Source organism: Paracoccus cavernae, assembly GCF_042430175.1.
GTDB classification, from domain to species: domain Bacteria; phylum Pseudomonadota; class Alphaproteobacteria; order Rhodobacterales; family Rhodobacteraceae; genus Paracoccus; species Paracoccus cavernae.
On sequence record NZ_JBHMDZ010000003.1, the window covers coordinates 25,906 to 45,991 of the forward strand.

At 63.0% G+C, this 20,086-nt stretch carries 19 protein-coding genes and 1 pseudogene; 13 read left to right on the forward strand and 7 right to left on the reverse strand.

Translation table 11 applies throughout. The features are described 5' to 3' along the window. The first annotated feature begins 26 nt into the window (after positions 1–26). From ACFFUC_RS05240 to ACFFUC_RS20040, 3 genes and pseudogenes are all read left to right on the forward strand, one after another. A complete protein-coding gene (locus ACFFUC_RS05240) occupies positions 27–347 on the forward strand; it encodes a hypothetical protein (RefSeq protein WP_377684213.1) in 321 nt (106 codons plus the stop codon). Between the two features lie 977 nt (positions 348–1,324). After that, positions 1,325–1,582 carry a hypothetical protein gene (locus tag ACFFUC_RS05245; RefSeq protein ID WP_377684215.1) on the forward strand — a complete coding sequence of 86 codons (258 nt, stop codon included), beginning with the start codon at positions 1,325–1,327 and terminating at the stop codon, positions 1,580–1,582. A 311-nt stretch (positions 1,583–1,893) separates the two neighbouring features. Beyond that, positions 1,894–3,651, forward strand: a pseudogene (locus tag ACFFUC_RS20040) (FAD-dependent monooxygenase). A 21-nt stretch (positions 3,652–3,672) separates the two neighbouring features. On the opposite strand, the gene ACFFUC_RS05260 reads toward ACFFUC_RS20040, so the two are convergent. Further along, complete coding sequence (locus tag ACFFUC_RS05260) at positions 3,673–4,368, reverse strand: GntR family transcriptional regulator (RefSeq protein ID WP_377684217.1); 696 nt, start codon at positions 4,366–4,368, stop codon at positions 3,673–3,675. Positions 4,369–4,536: 168 nt separating this feature from the next. On the opposite strand from ACFFUC_RS05260, the gene ACFFUC_RS05265 reads away from it, so the two are divergent. Then, a complete protein-coding gene (locus ACFFUC_RS05265) occupies positions 4,537–5,403 on the forward strand; it encodes a fumarylacetoacetate hydrolase family protein (protein WP_377684219.1) in 867 nt (288 codons plus the stop codon). 64 nt (positions 5,404–5,467) lie between these two features. Then, the gene (locus ACFFUC_RS05270) at positions 5,468–6,427 is read left to right on the forward strand and encodes a VOC family protein (protein WP_377684220.1); all 960 of its coding nucleotides are present in this window, start codon (positions 5,468–5,470) and stop codon (positions 6,425–6,427) included. A 6-nt stretch (positions 6,428–6,433) separates the two neighbouring features. Here the strand turns inward: ACFFUC_RS05270 and ACFFUC_RS05275 are convergent, their stop codons facing one another. The 3 genes from ACFFUC_RS05275 to ACFFUC_RS05285 all read right to left on the reverse strand — a co-directional run bounded on the left by ACFFUC_RS05275 (position 6,434) and on the right by ACFFUC_RS05285 (position 9,410). Beyond that, complete coding sequence (locus ACFFUC_RS05275; RefSeq protein WP_377684222.1) at positions 6,434–7,090, reverse strand: NADPH-dependent F420 reductase; 657 nt, start codon at positions 7,088–7,090, stop codon at positions 6,434–6,436. Then, positions 7,083–8,141, reverse strand: a complete 1,059-nt coding sequence (locus ACFFUC_RS05280; RefSeq protein ID WP_377684224.1) for an LLM class flavin-dependent oxidoreductase — start codon at positions 8,139–8,141, stop codon at positions 7,083–7,085. Before ACFFUC_RS05280 ends, ACFFUC_RS05275 begins: the two co-directional genes overlap by 8 nt. A gap of 111 nt (positions 8,142–8,252) precedes the next feature. Then, complete coding sequence (locus tag ACFFUC_RS05285; protein WP_377684226.1) at positions 8,253–9,410, reverse strand: flavin-containing monooxygenase; 1,158 nt, start codon at positions 9,408–9,410, stop codon at positions 8,253–8,255. 334 nt (positions 9,411–9,744) lie between these two features. On the opposite strand from ACFFUC_RS05285, the gene ACFFUC_RS05290 reads away from it, so the two are divergent. Further along, positions 9,745–10,950: a Hint domain-containing protein gene (locus ACFFUC_RS05290; RefSeq protein ID WP_377684229.1), complete on the forward strand. Its 1,206-nt coding sequence runs from the start codon at positions 9,745–9,747 to the stop codon at positions 10,948–10,950. Between the two features lie 132 nt (positions 10,951–11,082). Here ACFFUC_RS05290 and ACFFUC_RS05295 read toward each other — a convergent pair whose 3' ends face one another. Then, positions 11,083–11,661: a rhodanese-like domain-containing protein gene (locus tag ACFFUC_RS05295; protein ID WP_377684231.1), complete on the reverse strand. Its 579-nt coding sequence runs from the start codon at positions 11,659–11,661 to the stop codon at positions 11,083–11,085. 116 nt (positions 11,662–11,777) lie between these two features. Between ACFFUC_RS05295 and ACFFUC_RS05300 the strand changes: the two genes are divergently transcribed. The 7 genes from ACFFUC_RS05300 (at position 11,778) to ACFFUC_RS05330 (ending at position 17,776) form a co-directional block, all read left to right on the forward strand. Beyond that, positions 11,778–12,554 carry a thiosulfate oxidation carrier protein SoxY gene (locus ACFFUC_RS05300; protein ID WP_377684233.1) on the forward strand — a complete coding sequence of 259 codons (777 nt, stop codon included), beginning with the start codon at positions 11,778–11,780 and terminating at the stop codon, positions 12,552–12,554. Positions 12,555–12,578: 24 nt separating this feature from the next. Then, the gene (locus ACFFUC_RS05305; protein ID WP_377684235.1) at positions 12,579–13,559 is read left to right on the forward strand and encodes a quinoprotein relay system zinc metallohydrolase 1; all 981 of its coding nucleotides are present in this window, start codon (positions 12,579–12,581) and stop codon (positions 13,557–13,559) included. Positions 13,560–13,603: 44 nt separating this feature from the next. Then, positions 13,604–13,897 (forward strand): hypothetical protein, encoded by a 294-nt coding sequence (locus ACFFUC_RS05310; protein ID WP_377684237.1) that lies wholly within the window; start codon positions 13,604–13,606, stop codon positions 13,895–13,897. A gap of 48 nt (positions 13,898–13,945) precedes the next feature. Beyond that, complete coding sequence (gene pedF, locus ACFFUC_RS05315) at positions 13,946–14,623, forward strand: cytochrome c-550 PedF (RefSeq protein WP_377684239.1); 678 nt, start codon at positions 13,946–13,948, stop codon at positions 14,621–14,623. A gap of 156 nt (positions 14,624–14,779) precedes the next feature. After that, on the forward strand, positions 14,780–16,633 hold the full coding sequence (locus tag ACFFUC_RS05320; protein ID WP_377684241.1) for a PQQ-dependent methanol/ethanol family dehydrogenase: 1,854 nt from the start codon (positions 14,780–14,782) through the stop codon (positions 16,631–16,633). Positions 16,634–16,691: 58 nt separating this feature from the next. Next, entirely contained in the window at positions 16,692–17,312 is a 621-nt protein-coding gene (locus ACFFUC_RS05325) for a pentapeptide repeat-containing protein (protein ID WP_377684243.1), read from the forward strand. After that, the gene (locus ACFFUC_RS05330; protein ID WP_377684245.1) at positions 17,294–17,776 is read left to right on the forward strand and encodes a hypothetical protein; all 483 of its coding nucleotides are present in this window, start codon (positions 17,294–17,296) and stop codon (positions 17,774–17,776) included. Before ACFFUC_RS05325 ends, ACFFUC_RS05330 begins: the two co-directional genes overlap by 19 nt. 518 nt (positions 17,777–18,294) lie before the next feature. Here the strand turns inward: ACFFUC_RS05330 and ACFFUC_RS05335 are convergent. Next, a complete protein-coding gene (locus ACFFUC_RS05335; protein WP_377684247.1) occupies positions 18,295–19,344 on the reverse strand; it encodes a linear amide C-N hydrolase in 1,050 nt (349 codons plus the stop codon). Positions 19,345–19,354: 10 nt separating this feature from the next. After that, the gene (locus tag ACFFUC_RS05340) at positions 19,355–20,080 is read right to left on the reverse strand and encodes a hypothetical protein (RefSeq protein WP_377684249.1); all 726 of its coding nucleotides are present in this window, start codon (positions 20,078–20,080) and stop codon (positions 19,355–19,357) included. Positions 20,081–20,086 lie beyond the last annotated feature (6 nt).

Below are 20,086 nucleotides of genomic sequence, written 5' to 3' on the forward strand. Positions count from 1 at the left end.
CAGGCCCCCATAGCAGGAGATCTCCTTTGAAACATCTGTTCCCCGCCCTCGCCCTGATCCTCACCTTTGGAGCCGGTCAGGCCATGGCCGAGAACCGCGTCGTCACCTTCCAGAACCTCTCGGGACAGGCGATCGAGGCCCTTTTCGGCTCGAATACCGGCACAAATGACTGGGAAGAAGACCTCTTGGGCGACGGCACGCTTGGCATCGACGAGGAAATCGACGTGAACTTCGATGACGGCACCGGCTCTTGCGCCTTCGACTTCAAGGCGGTCTATGCCGACGGCTCCGAAGGAGTTCTCCCGAATGTCGATGTCTGCTCCATCGCAAGCGTGACCATAGAATAATGCGCCCGAAGGGCCGGAACTTGGAGCTGTGGGTACAAGCTCCGTGGTTCGGTCTGATATTTCGCACGGCACAGCAGATCCGCCATGCAATGCGTGAACTGCGCAAATTGGCGCCAAGCGCCTTTTCAGGGAAGGGCCGGATGTAACCTGCCCTGCCAATCCGAAAGGGCCCGAACACGGCAGAAACTCCGAAGCACTTTGGTGCGTCGGGGCTGTCGCTGATCTGAGGTATCAGGCCAAAGGCTCCCTTGGACTGCAGCCTTCGTGATGATCGAGGGCCGAGCAGCGCAATGCGCCGTTCAAAGCAGAAGATCGCTCTGCGGCGCGGCACCCCGCAGAGCGTGAACAGTTGGCAGACAAGTCGCCCCAGCAACAGGGCGGGCGTCGGGTCATGGGCCGGCGTCTGGCAAAACGAGCTGCGCAAAGGCAGCGCGATAATCGCACTATGAAAGAAATTCACCTGACATTGGCAATTTTTTATTCGTTTTTAACGCCTTACAGACCATTATTAACAGCAATCAACCTATCGATTTAGACAGGAAACCGGGGAGACAACTCGCGCGTTATTTCCCGTAACCAGTACGAAACATGTTCTTAATGGGTGCTGTGTTAGGTGACCGAGCAAACCATGCTTTGCCGGTCACTTGGCAGTTGAAAGCGTTACCACCACCAATCATGCCCCCCTCCCTGCGACGGGGGCATGATTGATTTTCGCGGTGGAGTTTGTTGCCGCCCGTGTTCTTCAGCGCAGACCGTATGTCGCGGGTACAAGCCGCGCGTTCAGGGCAAAAACGCCACCGCGCGGCGCTGATCACCCAATCGACACGCCAAAGCTCCGCTTGCCCTGAAGTCGGCCCTTCCTACCCTGGCGCAGTTTTGCTCGCAGGCCAAAGCTCCCCGTCAAGCCCCGTTCGGCCAAGCGTAACGCGCGTGCTATCCTCGCCGCCGCAATCGGGTTCGCGATAAATGAACAGACGGTGGATTTTGAAACCCCTGATCTCGATGAAATCGCACCAATAGCCCGCATGGGTAACGCCCGCACGCCATTCGCTGCCGCTTGTTTTTCTACCGTCGCTCGTGCGCTCCAGAACCATGTTATCGCCCTAGGTGCTCGCGTTGACATAGGCGTCGTCATGGCTGATCTGCGCAAAAATGCCGGTGTCGGCATCAAGGAGGCGCATATAGTCCGCCCGCCCCGCCCGATTCCCCATCTCGGGAAACAGGCCCGAGCATGATCGTCGAGGAGCGCAAGGAAATCGCCGCCGCGATCACGGCGCAACGGATATTCCGAGGCGACCGCCTTGCGTTGTTCGGATGTCATCGGGACCACCGGATAGCCGCCGTCTTCCGTGATCGTCATGCCTCTTTCGTCACTGGAGCCGTTGCCGCCTCACCCCTGCCGGGGGACTTGACCTTGGTTCGCGCCCGAGTCGAAAGATATTATCACATAAATAATATATTTTAATTGACACATCCCCGCCTTTCCCGCCAACCTGATTCCATGCGGCCCGACCGTATGGACGCCCGGCGAAGGAGGAGCTCACCGATGTCCGCAGATTACACGACCGATGTGCTGATTGTCGGCAGCGGCCCCGCCGGCTCGACCTGTGCGGCGCTGCTGGGTACCTACGGCATCGCGAACATGGTGGTGTCGCGCTTCGGCTGGCTGGCCGATACGCCGCGCGCCCATATCACCAACCAGCGCACGATGGAGGTCCTGCGCGATCTCGGCCTCGAGGAGGAAGCCGTCTCGGTCTCCTCGCATCAGGATCTCATGGCCAACAACGTCTTTTGCCATTCGCTCGCCGGCGAGGAGTTCGGGCGGCTTTTGTCCTGGGGCAACCATCCGGCGCGCAAGGCCGATTAAACGCTCGCGAGCCCGACCGAGATGTGCGACATTCCCCAGACCTATCTCGAGCCGATCCTGTACAAAGCGGCGGCCAAACGCGGTAGCAAGATCCGCATGAATGCCGAATTCGTCGGGCTGGAGCAGGACGACGACGGCGTCACCGCCACGATCCGCGACCGGCTGAACGACACCACCTTCACCGTGCGGGCGAAATATCTGGTCGGCGCGGATGGCGCGCGCTCGGTCGTGGCCGAGGCCGTCAAACTGCCGATGGAGGGCAAGACAGGACTGTCGGCATCGACCAATGTCATCTTCGAGGCAGATCTGTCGCGCTATGTCCTCCACCGCCCGAGCGTCCTCTACTGGGTGCTTCAGCCCGGCTCGAACATCGGCGGCATCGGCGCAGGCGTGATCCGCATGGTCCGGCCATGGACGGTTTGGCAGGCGATCTGGGGCGTCGACATGGAAAAGGCCGAAACCAATATCACCAAAGCCGAGGCCGAAATCGCCCTGCGCCAGATGATCGGCGACACCGAAATCCCGCTCGAGGTGAAATCGACCGCCGTCTGGACCGTCAACAACATGTATGCGGGGCGCTATTCGGCGGGGCGGGTTTTCTGCATGGGCGATGCGGTCCATCGCCATCCGCCGCTCAACGGGCTCGGCTCGAATACCTCGGTGCAGGATGCGTTCAATCTGGGCTGGAAGCTGGCCGCCGTCATCAAGGGTCAGGCCGCGCCCGCGCTGCTCGACAGCTATTCGGCCGAGCGTCAGCCGGTCGGCAAGCAGATCGTGACCCGCGCCAACAACAGCATCGCCGATTACCCGCCGATTTTCGAGGCGATCGGGCTGTTGTCCTCGCCCGATCCCGAGGAGGCCAACCGCCGGATCGCGGCGCGCAAGGAGGCGACTCCCGAAGGCGCGGCGCGGCGCAAGCGCATCAACGAGGCGATCCAGAAGAAGAATTACGAATTCAACACCCATGGCGTCGAGATGGGGCAGCGCTACCGCGACAGCACGGCCGTCGTGCCCGACGGCACGCCCGAGCCCGCCTATCTGCGCGACCCCGAGCTTTACTATCAGGCTACGACATGGCCCGGCGCGCGTCTGCCGCATGTCTGGCTCGAGCATCGGGGCGCGCGCAAATCGACGCTGGATCTATGCGGTCACGGCCGCTTCACCCTGCTGACCGGCATCGGCGGAGAGGCGTGGATCGAGGCCGCCCGCACCGTCGCGCAGCATTACGGCATCGCGCTTGAGGGGCTGAGCATCGGGCCGGACGGCTCGGATGCGATGGATATTTACGCCGATTGGTTCCGCATCAGCGAGATTGCCGAAGAGGGCTGCATTCTCGTGCGCCCCGACCACCATATCGCATGGCGCTCGGCGGGGATGGTGGGTGATGCCACGGCGGCGCTTTCGGGGGTGATGGGCAAGATCCTCGGGCGCGGCTGAGAATGGCGCGGGAGGGCGCGGTCAGGCCGCCTCGCCCTCGTGACGTTTGACCACGCCCGAGGCGATGATGATGCGCGTGGTATGGGCGAGATGCTCGCGCATCAGCGCCAAGGCGCGCGGATTGTCGCGGGCGATCACCGCATCGGCCAGCGCCTGATGTTCGCCGCAAAGATCGCGGTTCTTTTCGAGATCGAGAGGGACGGAAATGCGGCGGTAGCGCTCCGATTGCTGGTAAAGCGTCCCGCGCAGCTTCAAGAGCCAAGGGCTGGTGCAACTGGCGACCAGCGCCTCGTGAAAGCGCTTGTGGGTCTCGGCCCATGTGGGGTCGAGGCTGTCGGGATCGGCCGGATCGTGCAGCGGCAGGCGGTTCAGCTCGAACAGGGTCGCGACAATCGCCGCTTCCCATTTGAGATCGCCATGCGCCATCGCATCGGCAAGGCAGAGCCCCTCGATCGTGGCGCGCACGGCGGTGATGTCTTCAAGTTCGGCCTCGGCAATCGCGGCGACGCGAAAGCCTTTGCGCGGCTCGGCGGCGACCAGACCCTCGGCGGTCAGCCGCGACAGAGCCTCGCGCACCGCGCCGAGGCTGAAGCCGAAGCCCGCGCAAAGATCGGCGATGATCAGCTTTTGGCCCGGCAAAAGGCGGCAGGCCATGATCTCGGCCTGAATGCGGTGATAAGCTTCGGCGGTCAGGCTCCCGCTTTGGGGTTTGGGCATGCGTCGCTCCGAAGCATCTGGGGAATTGCAACCTTCAGGTTGAACGCTTTTTACCGCTCAATTCAAGGTTATCCGCATAATAAAGCACGAAACCATTAAAAATATATTATTTCTTGACAGGCCGGAGCAGCCGATTCTAGCCTTGAGCAACCAAGAGGGGGATCTGCGATGCGGTTTGTTTCCTACGAGGATGGCGGGCGGAACGGCATTGCCGTGGCCACGGACGGCGCGGCAAACGGCCCGTGGAAGGGCCTGCGCGAGGGCAATGTCGGCTGGCCCGGAACGCTGCAATCGCTGATCGAAACCGGCGGCGATGCCTTGGCGAAGGCCGGCAAGGCGCTCGCCTCCGCGCCCGAAATCGATCTGGCACGCATGCGGCTGTTGCCGCCGCTGTCCCATCCCGAAAAAATTATCTGCATCGGGCTGAACTATCACGACCACTCCGCCGAAAGCGGCTTTCAGCAGCCCGATTACCCGACCGTCTTCGGCCGCTTCAACTCGAGCCTGATCGCCCACGGCGCGCCGATCTTGCGACCCGCCTTCTCCGAGCAGCTCGATTACGAGGGCGAGTTGGCGGCCGTCATCGGCAAGCCCGCCTTCGAGGTGTCGGAAGCCGAGGCGCTCGAGCATGTCGCGGGCTATTCGATCTTCAACGATGCCTCGATCCGCGACTACCAGTTCAAATCGCCGCAATGGACGCCGGGCAAGAATTTCGATGATACCGGCGCTTTCGGGCCGCATTTCATCACCGCAGATGCCCTGCCCGCCGGCTGCGATGGGCTGATGCTGCGCACGCGGCTGAACGGGGCGGTCGTGCAGGAGGCCTCGATCAGCGACATGGTTTTTTCCGTCGCGCAGCTGGTCTCGATCCTGTCGTCCTTCATGACGCTCAAGCCCGGCGATGTTGTGGTGACTGGCACGCCGGCTGGCGTGGGTCTGGCCCGCAAGCCGCCGCTCTGGATGCGTGACGGCGATACGGTCGAGGTCGAAATCGACAAGATCGGCCTGTTGTCCAACCCCGTCCGCGACCGCTGACCAGCTCAATCAGCGAGGGGCGGCCCGCCCCCGTTTCGCCCCATGTCCGCAGGAGGAGCCCGACATGACCGCGATTACCGGCAAAGTCGAGATTGTGAAGCGCCCGGGCGAGCTCGGCATCCATTCGATGGATACGTTCAACATGGTGGTGCCGGACCTGCAGCAGGCCGAAACCTTCTACAAGACCTTCGGACTGGATGTGCGCGAAGAGGGCAACAACCTCGGCCTTTACACCTTCGGTAGCGGGCACCGCTGGGGCTCGATCGGCGAGGGGCTGCGCAAAAAGCTGAACTATCTGACATTCGCGGTTTTCGAGGAGGATTTCGAACCGATCAAGCGTCGCGTCGAAGCCGAGGGCATCCGTTTGCTCGATGCGCCGCGCGGATTGGAATCGGAGGGGATCTGGTTTTACGACCACAACGGCGTGCTGATCGAGCTGAAGATCTCCGAGAAAACCTCGCCCAATGTGAAATCCGCCTTCGACATGACAAGCGTGCCGGGCGGGGTGGCGGGCGCTCCGCAAAGATCGCAAGCCGGCAAGGTCCGGCCCCTGCGTCTGGCTCATGTGCTGGTCTTCACAGCCGATGTGCCGCAAGCGATCGCCTTTTACAGCCGCGTTCTGGGGCCGCGGCTGTCGGACCGTTCGGGTGACGGGATCTGCTTCATGCACGGCATCCACGGCTCGGACCACCATCTGATCGCATTTGCAAAATCATCGGCTCCGGGGCTGCATCATTGCAGCTGGGATGTCGGTTCGATCAACGAGATCGGCAAAGGCGCGATGCAAATGGCCGAAAAGGGCTTCCAGAAAGGCTGGGGGCTCGGACGCCATGTGCTCGGTTCGAACTACTTCCACTATGTGCGCGATCCCTGGGGCAGCTATTCGGAATACTCGGCCGATATCGACTACATCCCCGCGACCTGCGACTGGGAATCGGGCGATTACCCGCCCGAGGATTCGCTTTATCTCTGGGGACCCGATCTGCCCGAGGATTTCGTGGTCAATCACGAAGCCCAAAACTGAAGGCCGTTAGTCTTTCGGCAAGATCGCCTCTATACGGCGGGCAAGCAGGGCCGCAAGTTCCGACGCATTCGCACCCGCACCGAAGATCGGCGTGCCGATGCCGAAACAACGGCTGGCCCGCAAATCCCCCGCCACGACCGGATCGAAACCGATGCGCGAGACCAGCTCCGCCACGACCGCATTGGCTGCATCGTCATTGCCCGCCAAAGCCATCGCCCGACGCCCGACATCGCCTGCAGGGCGGGCGTCCTGTTCGAATTCGTGATAGCCCATATGGTTGAAGCCGCGCACGACGCGCGCCTGCGGCAGATAGGCCTGAATGATCTCGCTGCTCGATAGCGGGCTGTCGAATTCGGGCAGATTACCCTCGGTCTGGGGCCAGTAATTCATCGCATCGACGGTGATCTTGCCCGCGAATGCCGCTGGATCGAGCATGCGGTATTTGCCGAGCGGCAGCGCGAGGATCACCATGTCGCTGCCCGCCACGAGATCGGCTGCGGTTTCGGCCCGTGCGCCGGGGGCGGTGAATTCGAGCAGCAGCGCGATCTCGGCAGGCGGTTTGGCGGTCGCCACGCCGACATCATAGCCCGCCTTGACCGCGAGCCGCGCAAGAGCGGTTCCGATCCGCCCCGCGCCGAGAATGCCGATGACCGGATCAGCCATCGGTCGCCGCGGCCTTGCCGCCCTTCAGCGCCGCATCGACCAGCGGTTTGACCTTGGTGCCCAAAAGCTCGATCGAGCGCAGGAAGTCTTTGTGCGGCATCTGTCCGACATCCATCTGGATGAAATGGCGCATATGACCCAGCACCTTCTGCTGCATCACGATCCGCTCCGCGACCTCTTCGGGCGCACCGACCATCAGCGCGCCCATCCCCTCGGTCTCGCGGTCGAAATTCGAGCGCGGCGGCGGCGCGAAACCGCGGATCTTGCCCAACTGCTCCATCGTCGCATGCCAGTGCTTCCAGAAGAAATCTTTGGCCGTCTTGCTGTCCTCGCCGATATAACCCGGACAGGCGACCGAGACTTTGAGCACCTCGGCGGGAATGCCGCTATGCGCGCCCGCCTTGCGGTAGAGATCGGCCAGAGGCGCGAAACGGTCGGCCATACCGCCGATGATCGCATAGGAAATCGGCAGGGCCGACATGCCCGCGCGGATCGAGGATTGCGGATTGCCTCCGGTCGCCAGCCAGATCGTCAAGCGGCCGCTGTCGGGGCGCGGCACGACAAGAGCCTCGTTGAGCGCGGCGCGGAATTTGCCCTCCCAAGTGATGCGGGGCGCGTCGTTGATCTGCAGCAGCAAGTCGAGCTTTTCGGCATAAAGCTCGTCGTAATCGCGCAGGCTATGGCCGAAAAGCGGAAAAGATTCCGTCGAGGAGCCGCGCCCTGCCGTAATCTCGGCGCGCCCGTTGGACAGAGCATCGAGCGTGGCGAATTGCTGGTAGACGCGCACGGGATCATCGGTGCTCAGGACCGTCACCGCACTGCCGAGTTTGATCCGCTTGGTGGTCGAGGCCGCCGCCCCCAGAATGACCGTCGCGGCCGAGGCGGGCATCTCGTGGGTGTGGTGCTCTCCGATGCCGAAATAATCCAGACCCACCTCGTCGGCGAGCTGGATCGCCTCGAGCAGGTTGCGCGTCGCCTGCGCGGTCGAGCCAAGCCCGCCCGTCGCCGGATCGATTTGCACATCGCCAAAGCTGTAAACGCCGAGTTCCATCCTGATCTCCTTGATCAACCATCGACCGGAGATCCGGCAGGTCGTCTTTGTGTTTCGCAACCAACCCCCGCCCCTGCACGGGGTTCCTTGGGGAGTCGGGGCCCCGCGATCCTATTGCGCGGCCGCGGCACTGCTTTCTGCGGGATCCTTCATGCTGGGCGCGATCCCCAAAGTCGCCAACAGCTCGGCCGCCGCCGCCCGCCCTGCGCGATTGGCCCCGATGGTCGAGGCCGAGGGCCCGTAACCCACCAGATGCACGCGCGGCTCTTTTGCCACTTCGGTCGCGAGCCGCCCGCCCATGATGATGCCGCCGTTCGGCTCGCGCAGATCGAGCGGCGCAAGATGGTCGAGCGCGCTGCGAAACCCCGTCGCCCACAGAATGACGTCGACCGCCTGCTCGCGGCCATCCGCCCATTTGACGCCGGTCTCGGTGATTTCGTCGAACATCGGCAGCCGGTCCAGCACCCCCCGCCCTTCGGCTTCGCGCAGAGCAGGCGTCCAGGGCAGACCCGTCACCGAGACGACCGAACCGGGGACCAGCCCTTCCCGGACGCGCTTTTCCACCATGGCCACGGCCTCGCGGCCTGCATCGGCGGTGAATTTGTCCTCGCGGAACACCGGCGGACGGCGGGTGATCCAGAAAGTCTGGGCCAGCCGCGAGATCTCGGTGAGATGCTGCACCGCCGAGATACCCGCCCCGATGATCGCAACCCGCAGGCCCGCAAATTCCTCGGGGCCGCGATAGTCATGGCTGTGCATGATGCGCCCCCCAAAGCGGTCCGCACCGGGAATCTCGGGGATATTGGGGTTCTCCCATGTGCCGGTCGCATTGATGATGCCGCGCGCCGAAAAGGCCGGACCATCGGTCTCCACCCGAAAACGCTCGCCACGCGGACAGACCACGCGCACGCGCTGCGGGCGCAGCACCGGCAAGGCGTAAAGCGCCTCGTAGCGGGCGAAATAGCGCGGCACCGCTTCGGCGGCTTTGACCTCGCGCTGGCCCTGATCGACCACATCGGCAAAGGCCAGACCGGGCAGGTCGTGGACCGCATTCACGGTGCTGAGCGTGAGCGTCGGCCAGCGGTGCTGCCACGCGCCGCCCGCCTGGGGATTGGCATCGAGAACGGCGAAGCCCGTCCCCGCCTCCAGCCCCAGCCGCTTGAGCCAATAGGCCGAAGACAGCCCCGCCTGCCCCGCCCCGATCACGACGATCTCGGTCTTCCGAATGATCCTTGCCCGCGCCGGAGCGGCACTCTCGTTGGTCTGCATCGGTCTTGCTTTCTTCCCTCGCGGCCCGCGCGACAGGCCCCCCCGCGATGATATATGAGACATATGCCGAGGCAAACCCGAAGCCGCCGACGGGCAAAGCCGCCGCGCAGCAAATCAACCCTAACCCCGAAGATAATGCTGCATATTGATGATTTTATCACGCATCACGCCAATTTGTTTGCGGCATGCGAATTGGCACAAGTATAAGTTGATTAAAGAGCCAGGCTCGGTTTTATGCGCGCCAAGCTGATACATTCGTCAATTGCGCCGCCCGCCCTTTCGGGGCCGCGGCGCGCTTTGCGCGCTTGTGCGAAAACTCTGATGGAGACTCCCGATGCCCACCACCCCGACCTGGATTTACCTCGGAAACGACAGCACCCAGATCAATCCGAGCGGCGGGGTCACAGGTACGACATTGGCGCAAGCGCAAGGCGTCGTCGGTAAAAGTTTTTCGGGCAGTGATATGCAGGGCGTGATGGTCTCGGGCAATCCGACCAACAGCAATGAAACGAACTTCGCACGCGGCATTGATGAGCTCACCTATTCGCTGGCCGACGAAAACGGCACGGGCACGAGCAGCTATACCAGCGTCTATACCAGCCATGTCGTGGTCAATACCGCGGTCTCTGTCGCGCGTGCCGATGCAAACAACCCCGGGGCGGTCATCCGCGATACGATCAATCTGCGCGGCGTCATCATCCAGATGGAGAATGGCGATTTCTTCATGCGGCCCTTTTATACCGATACTGCGCAGTGGAACGACACTCTGCGCAATTGGGGCGTGACGGGGATCACAATCGGCGCAATCGACACAAGCAGCGGGTCGACTGCGACCGATGCCGCAACCGGCGGGTTGAACGCCGCGGCCAGTTTCAACCCGATTTTCTTCAATCAAGGCACCTTTGTTCCGTGTTTCGTGGCCGGCACGCTGATCGCGACCGAATTCGGTTCTCGTCCGGTCGAAACCCTGGTTGCGGGCGATTGCGTCTGGACGCGCGACAACGGATTGCAGCCCATCCGCTGGATCGGCGCGCGCCATCTTGACGCGATGGCCCTGAACCGCGCGGCCAAGCTCAAGCCGATCCGCATCCGCGCCCATGCCTTGGCGCCGCAAACGCCCTCGACCGACCTGTTGGTCTCGCCCCAGCACCGCGTCCTTTTGCACTCGCGCACCGCACAAAAGCTTTTCGGGACCGATCAGGTTCTTGTCGCCGCCAAGCAATTGCTGGCGCTGGACGGGGTCGAAATTGCCGAGGACCTCGCAGAGGTCACCTATGTCCACATCCTCTTCGACCAGCACGAGATCGTGCGGTCGAATGATGTCGAGACGGAATCGCTCTATACCGGCCCCGAGGCCTTGCGTTCGGTCGGCCCCGCCGCGCGCGAGGAGATCCTCACGCTCTTCCCCGAGCTCGAAGACCCCGCATTCCTGCCGCAACCGGCGCGGCGTCTTCTGACCGGTCGCGAGGCGCGCGCGCTGGTGCGTCGCCACATCAACAACAACCGCAATCTGGTCCCGAACGAGCCACGACCGTCCTGAGCGACGGGCAACTGCCGCGCCCACTTCATAACACCAGAGTTATGTTTTGACGACTCTAGGGGTGGAAAAAGGAAAGTTTCAGTTTCCACCACTAACCGCATGGATTCACGATAAAATCAGATCCGCATAGGACTATTCGGGACGGCTCCGGCCGAGTGGATAAGGCTCCAGCGCAACCAGATCATGGCCGGCATCCGCCCAGGCCTCGACCCCGCCGGAAAACCAGTAGATTTCGGAATATCCGGCCGCGTCGAGGCGTTTGACGGTGTTCCAGCTCAGCCAGCAATCCATCAAGCAAAAGACCACCACCGACTTCGACATGTCGGTGCCGGTCAGCTGCGCGAGGCTTTCGTCCAGATAATCCTGCTGCCACCCTTCGAGCTGGCCCCAGCCGACTACGGGCAGCCAGACCGCACCCGGAAGGCTCAGATGCGGCTCGGGGACAAGCCAGCCGCCGTCATCCGTGATCCGGAAATGGCGCAGCCCCACCACGTCAAGCAAAAGCGCCCCGCGTCCGTGCAGGGCCTCGACCTCCTCCGCACCGACGATCCTTCCCGCGGGCGCTTGGTCGGGAACCGGCGCGCGGTAATCCGCGATGCGGTAACCGGTGGTGTCGAACCGCAGGGCCTCGGCATGAGAAAGCGGGACGAAAAGCGGCGCACCGGCCAGAGCCAGCGCCGTGCAGATCGCCGGAATAGGACCTTTGGACAATTTATCACCTCGTCTTTTCCAAGAAACCTGAGCGCGGGGCCTTTCGTCGCATGGTCACGCTAACCGACCCGCGCCCGCCCGCCAATTCGACTGAAGTTCACCTACCGGGAAACGCCATGGCCGCCTTGATTGCCGATCTTCTGCCGGGCGGAGACGCCGCGCTCATCCGCCCGCGTCTGGGGCGCGACGCGGTGGGCGGCGACGATTTCGCGGAGGGAATGTGGCCGATCCATCTCGCCGAGATTCTGCGCGATCCGCTCGACTGGATCAACGATCCCGCGATGGTGGTGCTCGCGCCACGCGCGGCAGAGGATTCGGGCCATGTCCCCTTTGTGATCGATGCGACCGGCCTTGCCGCTCCGCCAGAGACCATCATCGTGACCATCGATTACAGCCCCTTTCCCCATGCCATGACCTTCCGTCCCGTCCGCGCCCTTCCCTTTCTGGGCTTCGGCGTGAAATACGAGGTCGCGGGAGCCTTGCGGGCCTCGGCGCGTGTCGGGCCGCGCTGGCATGTCGGCGCGGCATGGGTCAGCGCGCTTGGCGGCGGTTGCAGCGCGCCCGCGACCGTCCATGCCAAGCCCGACTGGCAGGCCGGTTTCGGCGAGATGCGCGCGCGGCTTTGGCCCCACAGCGGCAGGCTTCAGGTCAATATCCGCCACCCGCAGGATACCGGCCTCGCGCTGGACATTCCCGCCCATCACCTGACCGAGCTGGAGCTTTTCGACAGCGAAGGCGGGATGATCGCCGCGCTCGAGCTGTTCGAGCCGCTCGAGGAAAACCCGACCCTGACCTTCATCCTGCCGTCCGATCTCGCGGCGCGGCCGGTCACGATCCGCGCACGCGACAATCTCGCCGACCGCTTCACCGCCACCGTCCAGCCCGATCGCTGAAGGCGCAACGCTCAGGAGGCTCCGATGGAGAAAAGCCCCAAAATCACCCGCAGGGCAGCACTCGGCGGCGCGGCGGCGGCGGCGGGGCTTTTGCCGCTGGCGATGCGCCCGCGCCCCGCCCGCGCGCAATCGCGCAGCTATGCGCTCGATCCGCGCGAGGTCGCCTCGGGCGTCTGGATGATCGAAGGTCTGCGCGAGGTCTTTTCGCGCGAAAACGGCGGGGCAATCGTCAATATCGCGCTGCTCGAGACAGAGGCCGGAGCGGTGGTGATCGACACCGGTTCGACCGGCGCGATGGGGGCCGCGATCCGCAGCTTTGCCGACGATCGCCTTGGCGGCACGGCACTGGTGATCAACACCCACCACCACCCCGACCATTGGTTCGGCAATGCCGCATTCGCGGATATTCCCCAGATCGCCCCCGCCGCGACCATCGCCGCCTGCACGCAATTCGGCAGCGATTTCGCGGCGGCGCTTTACGCGATTCTCGGGCCGTGGATGTCGGGGACCAAGCCCCATCCGGCCGGTACGGCGACACAAAACGGCCCGCTCGAGATCGGAGGGCGGGAGCTCCACCTGACCGAACTCGCGGGCCATACCGCGGCCGATCTCGTGATTGCGGATAGCCGGACCGGCACGCTCATTGCGGGGGACATGCTTTTCCTCGAACGTGCGCCCAGCCTGCCGGATGCAGATTTTTCGCTTTGGCTCCAATCACTTGACCGGATAGCGGGCGCGGTCAGGCCCTCGGGCACCATCCCCGGTCACGGCCCCTATCACCGCGATGATGCCGCGCTGCTGATGACCCGCGCCTATCTGGAGAAAACCCGCGCCAGACTCGCGCTGGCAGCAGATCTTGGCCTGACGCGAATCGAGGCAATGTCCGCCGGACCCGTGCCCGAATTCGCCCGTCTCGGCGCCAATCCCGAGGAGTATATGCGCTCGGTCGTGCGCCGTTGGCCCGATCAGGAAGCTGCCGCCTTGCCGCTGGTTTCGCAGGGCTAAACGGCCCCGAAACCGGCAAAATCCCCCCTGCCCGAATCCCCCGCGTGTTTCCGCAGCGCGCCCTTCGCGGCGCGCCTTGCGACATGTCCGGCTGCCTTGCCCAGGGGATGGATTCAGGCGGGGAAATTTCCCCTGTCGGGCGCGGGAAAACATCCCGCCCGAAGACCTCACCTCCGATCATGCAGGGTGAAATCACGCTTTTCGCGAGCCTTCGGGACGTGCCGGTCCTCAACCCAACCACCTGTTTCAAAGAGATAATTTTTGGACATGCCGATTGCATGGCGATTGCCTATTCGACCAATGGACAATTTATCGCGAGAAACTTTGTGCCGAAATGAAGGCCAATTCCGCATCACTTCCAAAGCCCAGCAACCAAGGACGAAACAATGCTTCGCAAGCCCGCAGCGCTCGCCGCACCTGTGATTTTTGCCGCGGCCATGGCTTTTGCGCATGGCGATACCGCGCCCCGCTCGGTCGATACCACCGGCCTGCCCGATCTGCCCGACGAGGTCGGCACCGTGAACCCCTGGCGCGAGGCCGAGGGCGAGGTGCTGTTCAAAGCCGTCGATATCGGCGGCAAGGGCTTCAACAGCAACTGTGCCCGCTGCCACGGCCTGGAGGCCATCTCGGGCGGTCTGGCCCCAGATCTGCGCTATCTCGAGGCCAACGACTTCGGCGACGAATGGTATCTCGACCGTGTGATGCACGGTTACGAGCAGAACGGCGCGGTCAAGATGCCGCCCTTCGCCGACATCCTCACCCCCGAGGCGATCTGGGCGATCCGCACCTATATCGAGACCCGCCCCGACGCCGACGAGCTGACCGCGCGCGGCACCGACATCAGCGCTTTGCGCGACAAGGTGCAGGCTCTGCCCGCCACCGCCACGCCCGAAGAGGTCGAAACCATTGCCGCCGAGCTCGACGCGACCGGCGCGGAATTCGAGGCGCTCTCGGGTGCGCCGCGCTCGGTCAGCGCGCTGCAGCAGGCGGCTTTCCTTTTGCGTAGCGGCGCCAATCACGCGCCGATGGCAAGCGAACTGATCTCGGGTCTGCTGCGCCAGTAAACGGGTGCAGCCCCCGCGACCGTCGGCGGAGGAGCGGACGGTCGCGGGGCAAGGCCGCGCGATCCAACAAGGGCCCGTCCCGATACGGGGCAGGTCCACTACCGGTCAAAAGCATGGGCATGGCACAGCGCCGGCCGCAACGGAGGAGACTGCAAGATGAACGCCTTTCTCAAGCTGACGGCGGCAAGCGCCATCGCTTTTGCCTGTGCCGGCGCGTTGACCGCACCGGCGATGGCCAAAGATGTCACCTGGGAAGACATCATGGCCGACAGCGAGACGACCAATGACGTCTTGATGTACGGCATGGGCAACAACGCCCAGCGCTACTCGACCCTGACCCAGATCAACGCGCAAAACGTCGCCCATATGCGACCGGCATGGGCCTTTTCCTTCGGCGACGAAAAGCAGCGCGGTCAGGAAACACAGGCGCTGGTTCATGACGGCGTGATCTATGTCACCGGATCCTATTCGCGGATGTGGGCGCTCGATGCCAAGACCGGCAAGCGGTTGTGGAAATTCGAAGCCCGTCTGCCCGAAGACATCCGCCCCTGCTGCGACGTGGTGAACCGCGGCGCCGCAATCTACGGCAACAAGGTCTTCTTCGGCGCGCTGGATGCCTCGATCTATGCGCTCAACAAAGATACCGGCAAAGTCGAATGGCGCGTGAAGTTCGAGGATCACAAGATCGGCTATACGATGACCGGCGCGCCGACCATCGTGAAGGACAAGGACACCGGCCGCGTCATGCTGATCCACGGCAGCTCGGGTGACGAATTCGGCGTCGTCGGCAAGCTCTATGCCCGCGATGTGGAAACCGGAGAAGAGATCTGGATGCGCCCCTTCGTCGAAGGCCACAAAGGCAATCTCGCAGGTGCGGAAGGCACGATCACCGGCGATCCGGCCGCGCCGAGCTGGCCCAACAACGCGGACGGCACCAAGGTCGAAGCCTGGAGCCACGGCGGCGGTGCCCCTTGGCAATCGGCCAGCTATGATCCGCAAACCAACACGATTGTTGTCGGCACCGGCAACCCCGCGCCGTGGAACACCTGGGCACGCACGCCGGGCGACAGCCTTTACACCTCGGGTCAGGCCTATGTGAATCCGACGGATGGCGAGGTCGTGGGCTTCTACCAGCACACGCCGAACGATGCTTGGGACTTCTCGGGCAACAACGAGATCATCCTGTTCGACTACACCGACAAGGACGGAAACAAGCACCGCGCCGGTGCCCACGCCGACCGCAACGGCTTCTTCTATGTGACCGATACCGATGCGCTTTCGCAGCGCGGGACCGAAATCAACAAACCGACCGCGCTTCTGAACGCCTTCCCCTTCGTGGACGGCATCACTTGGGCCAAGGGCATTGATCTGGAAACGGGCCGCCCGATCGAGAACGAAGGCCAGCGCCCGCCGCTTCCGGCCGAGGGCGAGGACAAAGGACCGACCATTCAGGTCTCGCCCCCGTTCCTCGGCGGCAAGAACTGGAACCCGATGGCCTATAGCCAGAAGACCGGCCTGTTCTATGTCCCCGCCAACCACTGGAGCGAGGATTACTGGACCGAGAACGTCACCTATCAGGCAGGCGCCGCCTATCTGGGCCAAGGCTTCCGCATCAAGAAGCTGTTTGATGACCATATCGGCGTCCTGCGCGCCTTCGATCCGGCCACCGGCGAGAAGAAGTGGGAGCACAAGGAGGAATTCCCGCTGTGGGCAGGCGCGCTTGCCACTGCAGGCGATCTGGTCTTCACCGGCACTTCGGACGGTTTCGTGAAAGCCTTCCATGCCGAGACCGGCGAGCAGCTTTGGACCTTCAACACCGGCTCGGGCATCGTCTCGCAGCCCGTGACATGGGAGCTGGACGGCAAGCAATATCTCGGCATCGCCTCGGGCTACGGCGGCGCGGTTCCGCTTTGGGGCGGCGATATGGCGACGCTGACCACGCAGGTCAGCCAGGGCGGCTCCTTCTGGGTCTTCGAGATCCCCGACGAGCTCCTGACCGCCAGCAACTAAGCATCGCAGATGGCTGCGGGGCCGGTTTCCGGCCCCGCTTTTCCCAACGGAGCATATCATGATCAAATTCGTCTCTATCGTCGCCGCGCTGGTGGTGACGACAGGCTTGGCAGCCGCCAACGAGCCGCTGTCGCAGGCCGGCTTTCCGGTGATCGTGGACGAGCCCACTCCGCGAGAAGGGCCTCTGGTCATCGGCGGCTGCGAAATCGGCCCCGGCGCGGCCTGCCCCGGCGCGGATCTGCGCCATGCCGATCTGCGCGGCATGAAGCTGAACGGCATCGACCTCAAAGGGGCGAACCTGATGCGCGCCAATCTGTTCGGCGTCGACATGAAGGGCGCGGATCTGAGCGGCGCCAACCTGACCGGCGCCATTCTCGAGGTCGGCCAGCTGCAGGGCGCGAGCTTTCGCGACGCAGATCTGACCGGCGCAAATCTCGATTACACGCGCCTATCGGGTGCGGATTTCTCGGGGGCCAATCTGACCGCGGCCTCGCTTGAGGCCGCAATGGCACCCAAGTCGAAATTCGTGGGCGCGACGCTGGTCGCGACCAATCTGATGGAAACCAAGTTCTACAATGCCGATTTCGCCAATGCGAAGATGGAGGGCAACCGCATCCCCTATGCGATCTGGGAGGGCGTCCACATGGAGAACTGCACCGGATGCCCCGTCGACTGGTAAATCCCCTTGCGGCGGACGGTCCGAGCCCGCCCGCCGCTTTCCCTTCCGTGCGGCATTGGCGCGCCACGCTGGCCCTTTCGGTACTGCTGCTGGCCACCCTGCCCGCCACCGCCCGCGATCTTGCCGAAGGCATGGCCCTTTGTCAGGCTATCGCGCAAGATCAGGTCCGGCTTGCCTGCTTTGACAGCCTCGCCGCTCCCGATGCGATAGCGCGCTTTTCCGGCAAAGGCGGCAGCATTACCCCGCGCTTCGAGATCGCCGCCCCGAGCAGGCTGAATTTCACCAGCAAAGATGTCGTCATGGTGATCTATCTGCTCGACGAAGCAGGCTCGGTCGTCCAGAATCTCCACCGCGCCGGAGCCGGAGACGGCACCTTCCTGATCGAGCGCGCCGGCACCTATAGCGTGCAGGTCAATGCGACAGGCGCATGGGAGATCGAAATCCTTCCCGAAGCGGGCGGCTAGTCTCCGGCCCGACCACGGCACTCCGCACGACCTGCCGCGCGCCGCTTTATGGCCAAGGCTGGCGTAACGACGGAGGAAGTGGCGCAGTATTTCAGTCACTGCAATTCGAAGGTTTCCCGCTCGACTTATGCCCGATTCTCCCCCGATCACCTGAAGAGGGTCGCGGGCGCGCTGGAGTTCCGTCGTCTCGCTCCGGTTCAACGAAACAAAGTGAAAACCCCTAAATGAGACGCAAATGCTTGATTTCATGGTGATCCCGACAGAACGGGCCTTTAAGATTTAAAACAACAACTTGCCCGCACAACCGACAGGGAAGGCATGCATGAAAAAACAAAGGCTTACAGGATGACCTAGAAACCCTCCCTGCCCCTGCCCACAGGAGAGCACCAACTCTTCCGCAACCTTAGCCAGCCACGGGGCTGCAATCCTGGCAAACGCATTCGGTCGTAACCAAGGTGCTGGGGCCGCCCCCCAACACCCATTCGCCAACGGCTCGTGAAAACGTGATAGTCGACGAATTACGGCACGGCCTCGAACCGGAAAGGCTCTGACTTAACAAATTCGGCCGAGACCTCCCCCGAATGCAGGTTAACCATGTCCTCGCCGAGATCGAGCTTGCGCACACCGCTCGCCTCGGAGAAATCCAGCTTTTCAAGATCAATCCAAAACACGTTTGGCGAGATCGCGGATTCCACGTAGAAGATGCGGTCCTTCTGATCGGCCACTGTGCGCCAACGCGTGGTGGAAAGGTTAGGCGCATCCTCAGTACTGATGCCATAAGGAACAGAGGCATTGCGGATCACGCTAAAGGCTGCGGCGGCCGCAATGCGGCGGTCGTCCGATTGCACCACCATATCGATATAAGTCTTAGCCCGCACGAAACGGTCGGCCGCTCGTGTCGTGCCGGGCAGCATCTCGCGCGGATTGACCCCGCTCCAATAGGACGAGAGCGCCAGCATGTCGGGATAGGGCGGGTCATTGGTCATGACGTTGTATTCGGCACCGTGGTGGACCTGCAACTCGCCATCGATCCATTCAAGGATCGCGCTATCGCCGCTGGCATCGGACAACGACAGATGAACGGTCGTCAGCCTTCCGGGCTGCATCGGCACATCGGCACTGACGACATTGAAGGGATTTGTCTTCATATCGGCAACCGCCTCGGCGACGCTGGCGTAGTTGTCCATGAAATACTGCGCCCAGAGCGACAGCGAGAGCTGCGGCGTCTTGTCCTCAGGCTCGGGGTAAACCGAACTGGTCAGCCAGAGCATATTCGCGACTAGACCTTTCTCGTTCATGCCGTCCACTGTCGCGATATCATAGCCCGAGACGATGAGGCTGCCGTATTTCGACGTCCATTCGAGCGAACCCTCGCCGGCCTCGCCGCTTCGGGCCATACCGCGCGGAAAGACCCAAAGGTTGGAAACCATCGGCAGGCTCCAATCCATCGAGCGCGCGGTCAAATTGCGGCCGTCGGGGCCGTGATAAATGACGCGGGTGCAGGCTTCGGCAACAGGGGCTGCTGCCGTCAGGGCCACGGAAAACGCGAAAGCGAGCTTACGGATCATGTCTCTATCCTCAAAAGCGCCAGGTCGCACCCAGCAACGGGCCAGCCATGCTCACGTCGAACTTGGTACCGCCGCTGCGGTAATCGACATTGAGCTGGCGATAGCCAGCCGAAAGCCAAAGGTTGTCGTTCGCCTGATAATTCACCGTAGCGAGGATCTGGCTAGTGCTGTCCGAACCCGAACCGAACCCGCCATAGTCGACATAGAAAATCGACGACCATTTATCAGCCAATTTAAAATTTGCCCGAATTGCGACGAGAGGATCGACGAAATCCTTGTTGGGCGAGGCCGAAAGCATGCCTCCGGCGATATCGACACTGCCCTTGATCTTCCACGCCCGAAGACCGGCCAGAAGGTCAAGCGACATCTCTTCATTGGTGACCGCGCGCCAACCGGCAAGCAAGGTCAGCGACCGCTGCTTTAGCTTGGCCTCGGCGGGCAAACCGGGCGGGATCGCTCCGGCTTTCGAGCTGGATGACCAGCTCAGATCCCCCATCAGAACCAGGCGGTCGCGGCGCGCATATCCCGACAGGAAAAACGCACCGTCCACGTCCTCGAGAATCTCGCTTGCAGATTTATCGAAGGACAGACTGGGCGCGCCGGTGAAGGGAGTGATGTCACCCCCGACGCCGGCAGCCCAGACATACGGGGTGACCTGCCCCGTCCACTCTCCGGCGCTGACCGCAAGCCCCGAGGCCACAAACAGGGCCGCGCCCGCAAAAAGTTTACGCATCATGGCTGT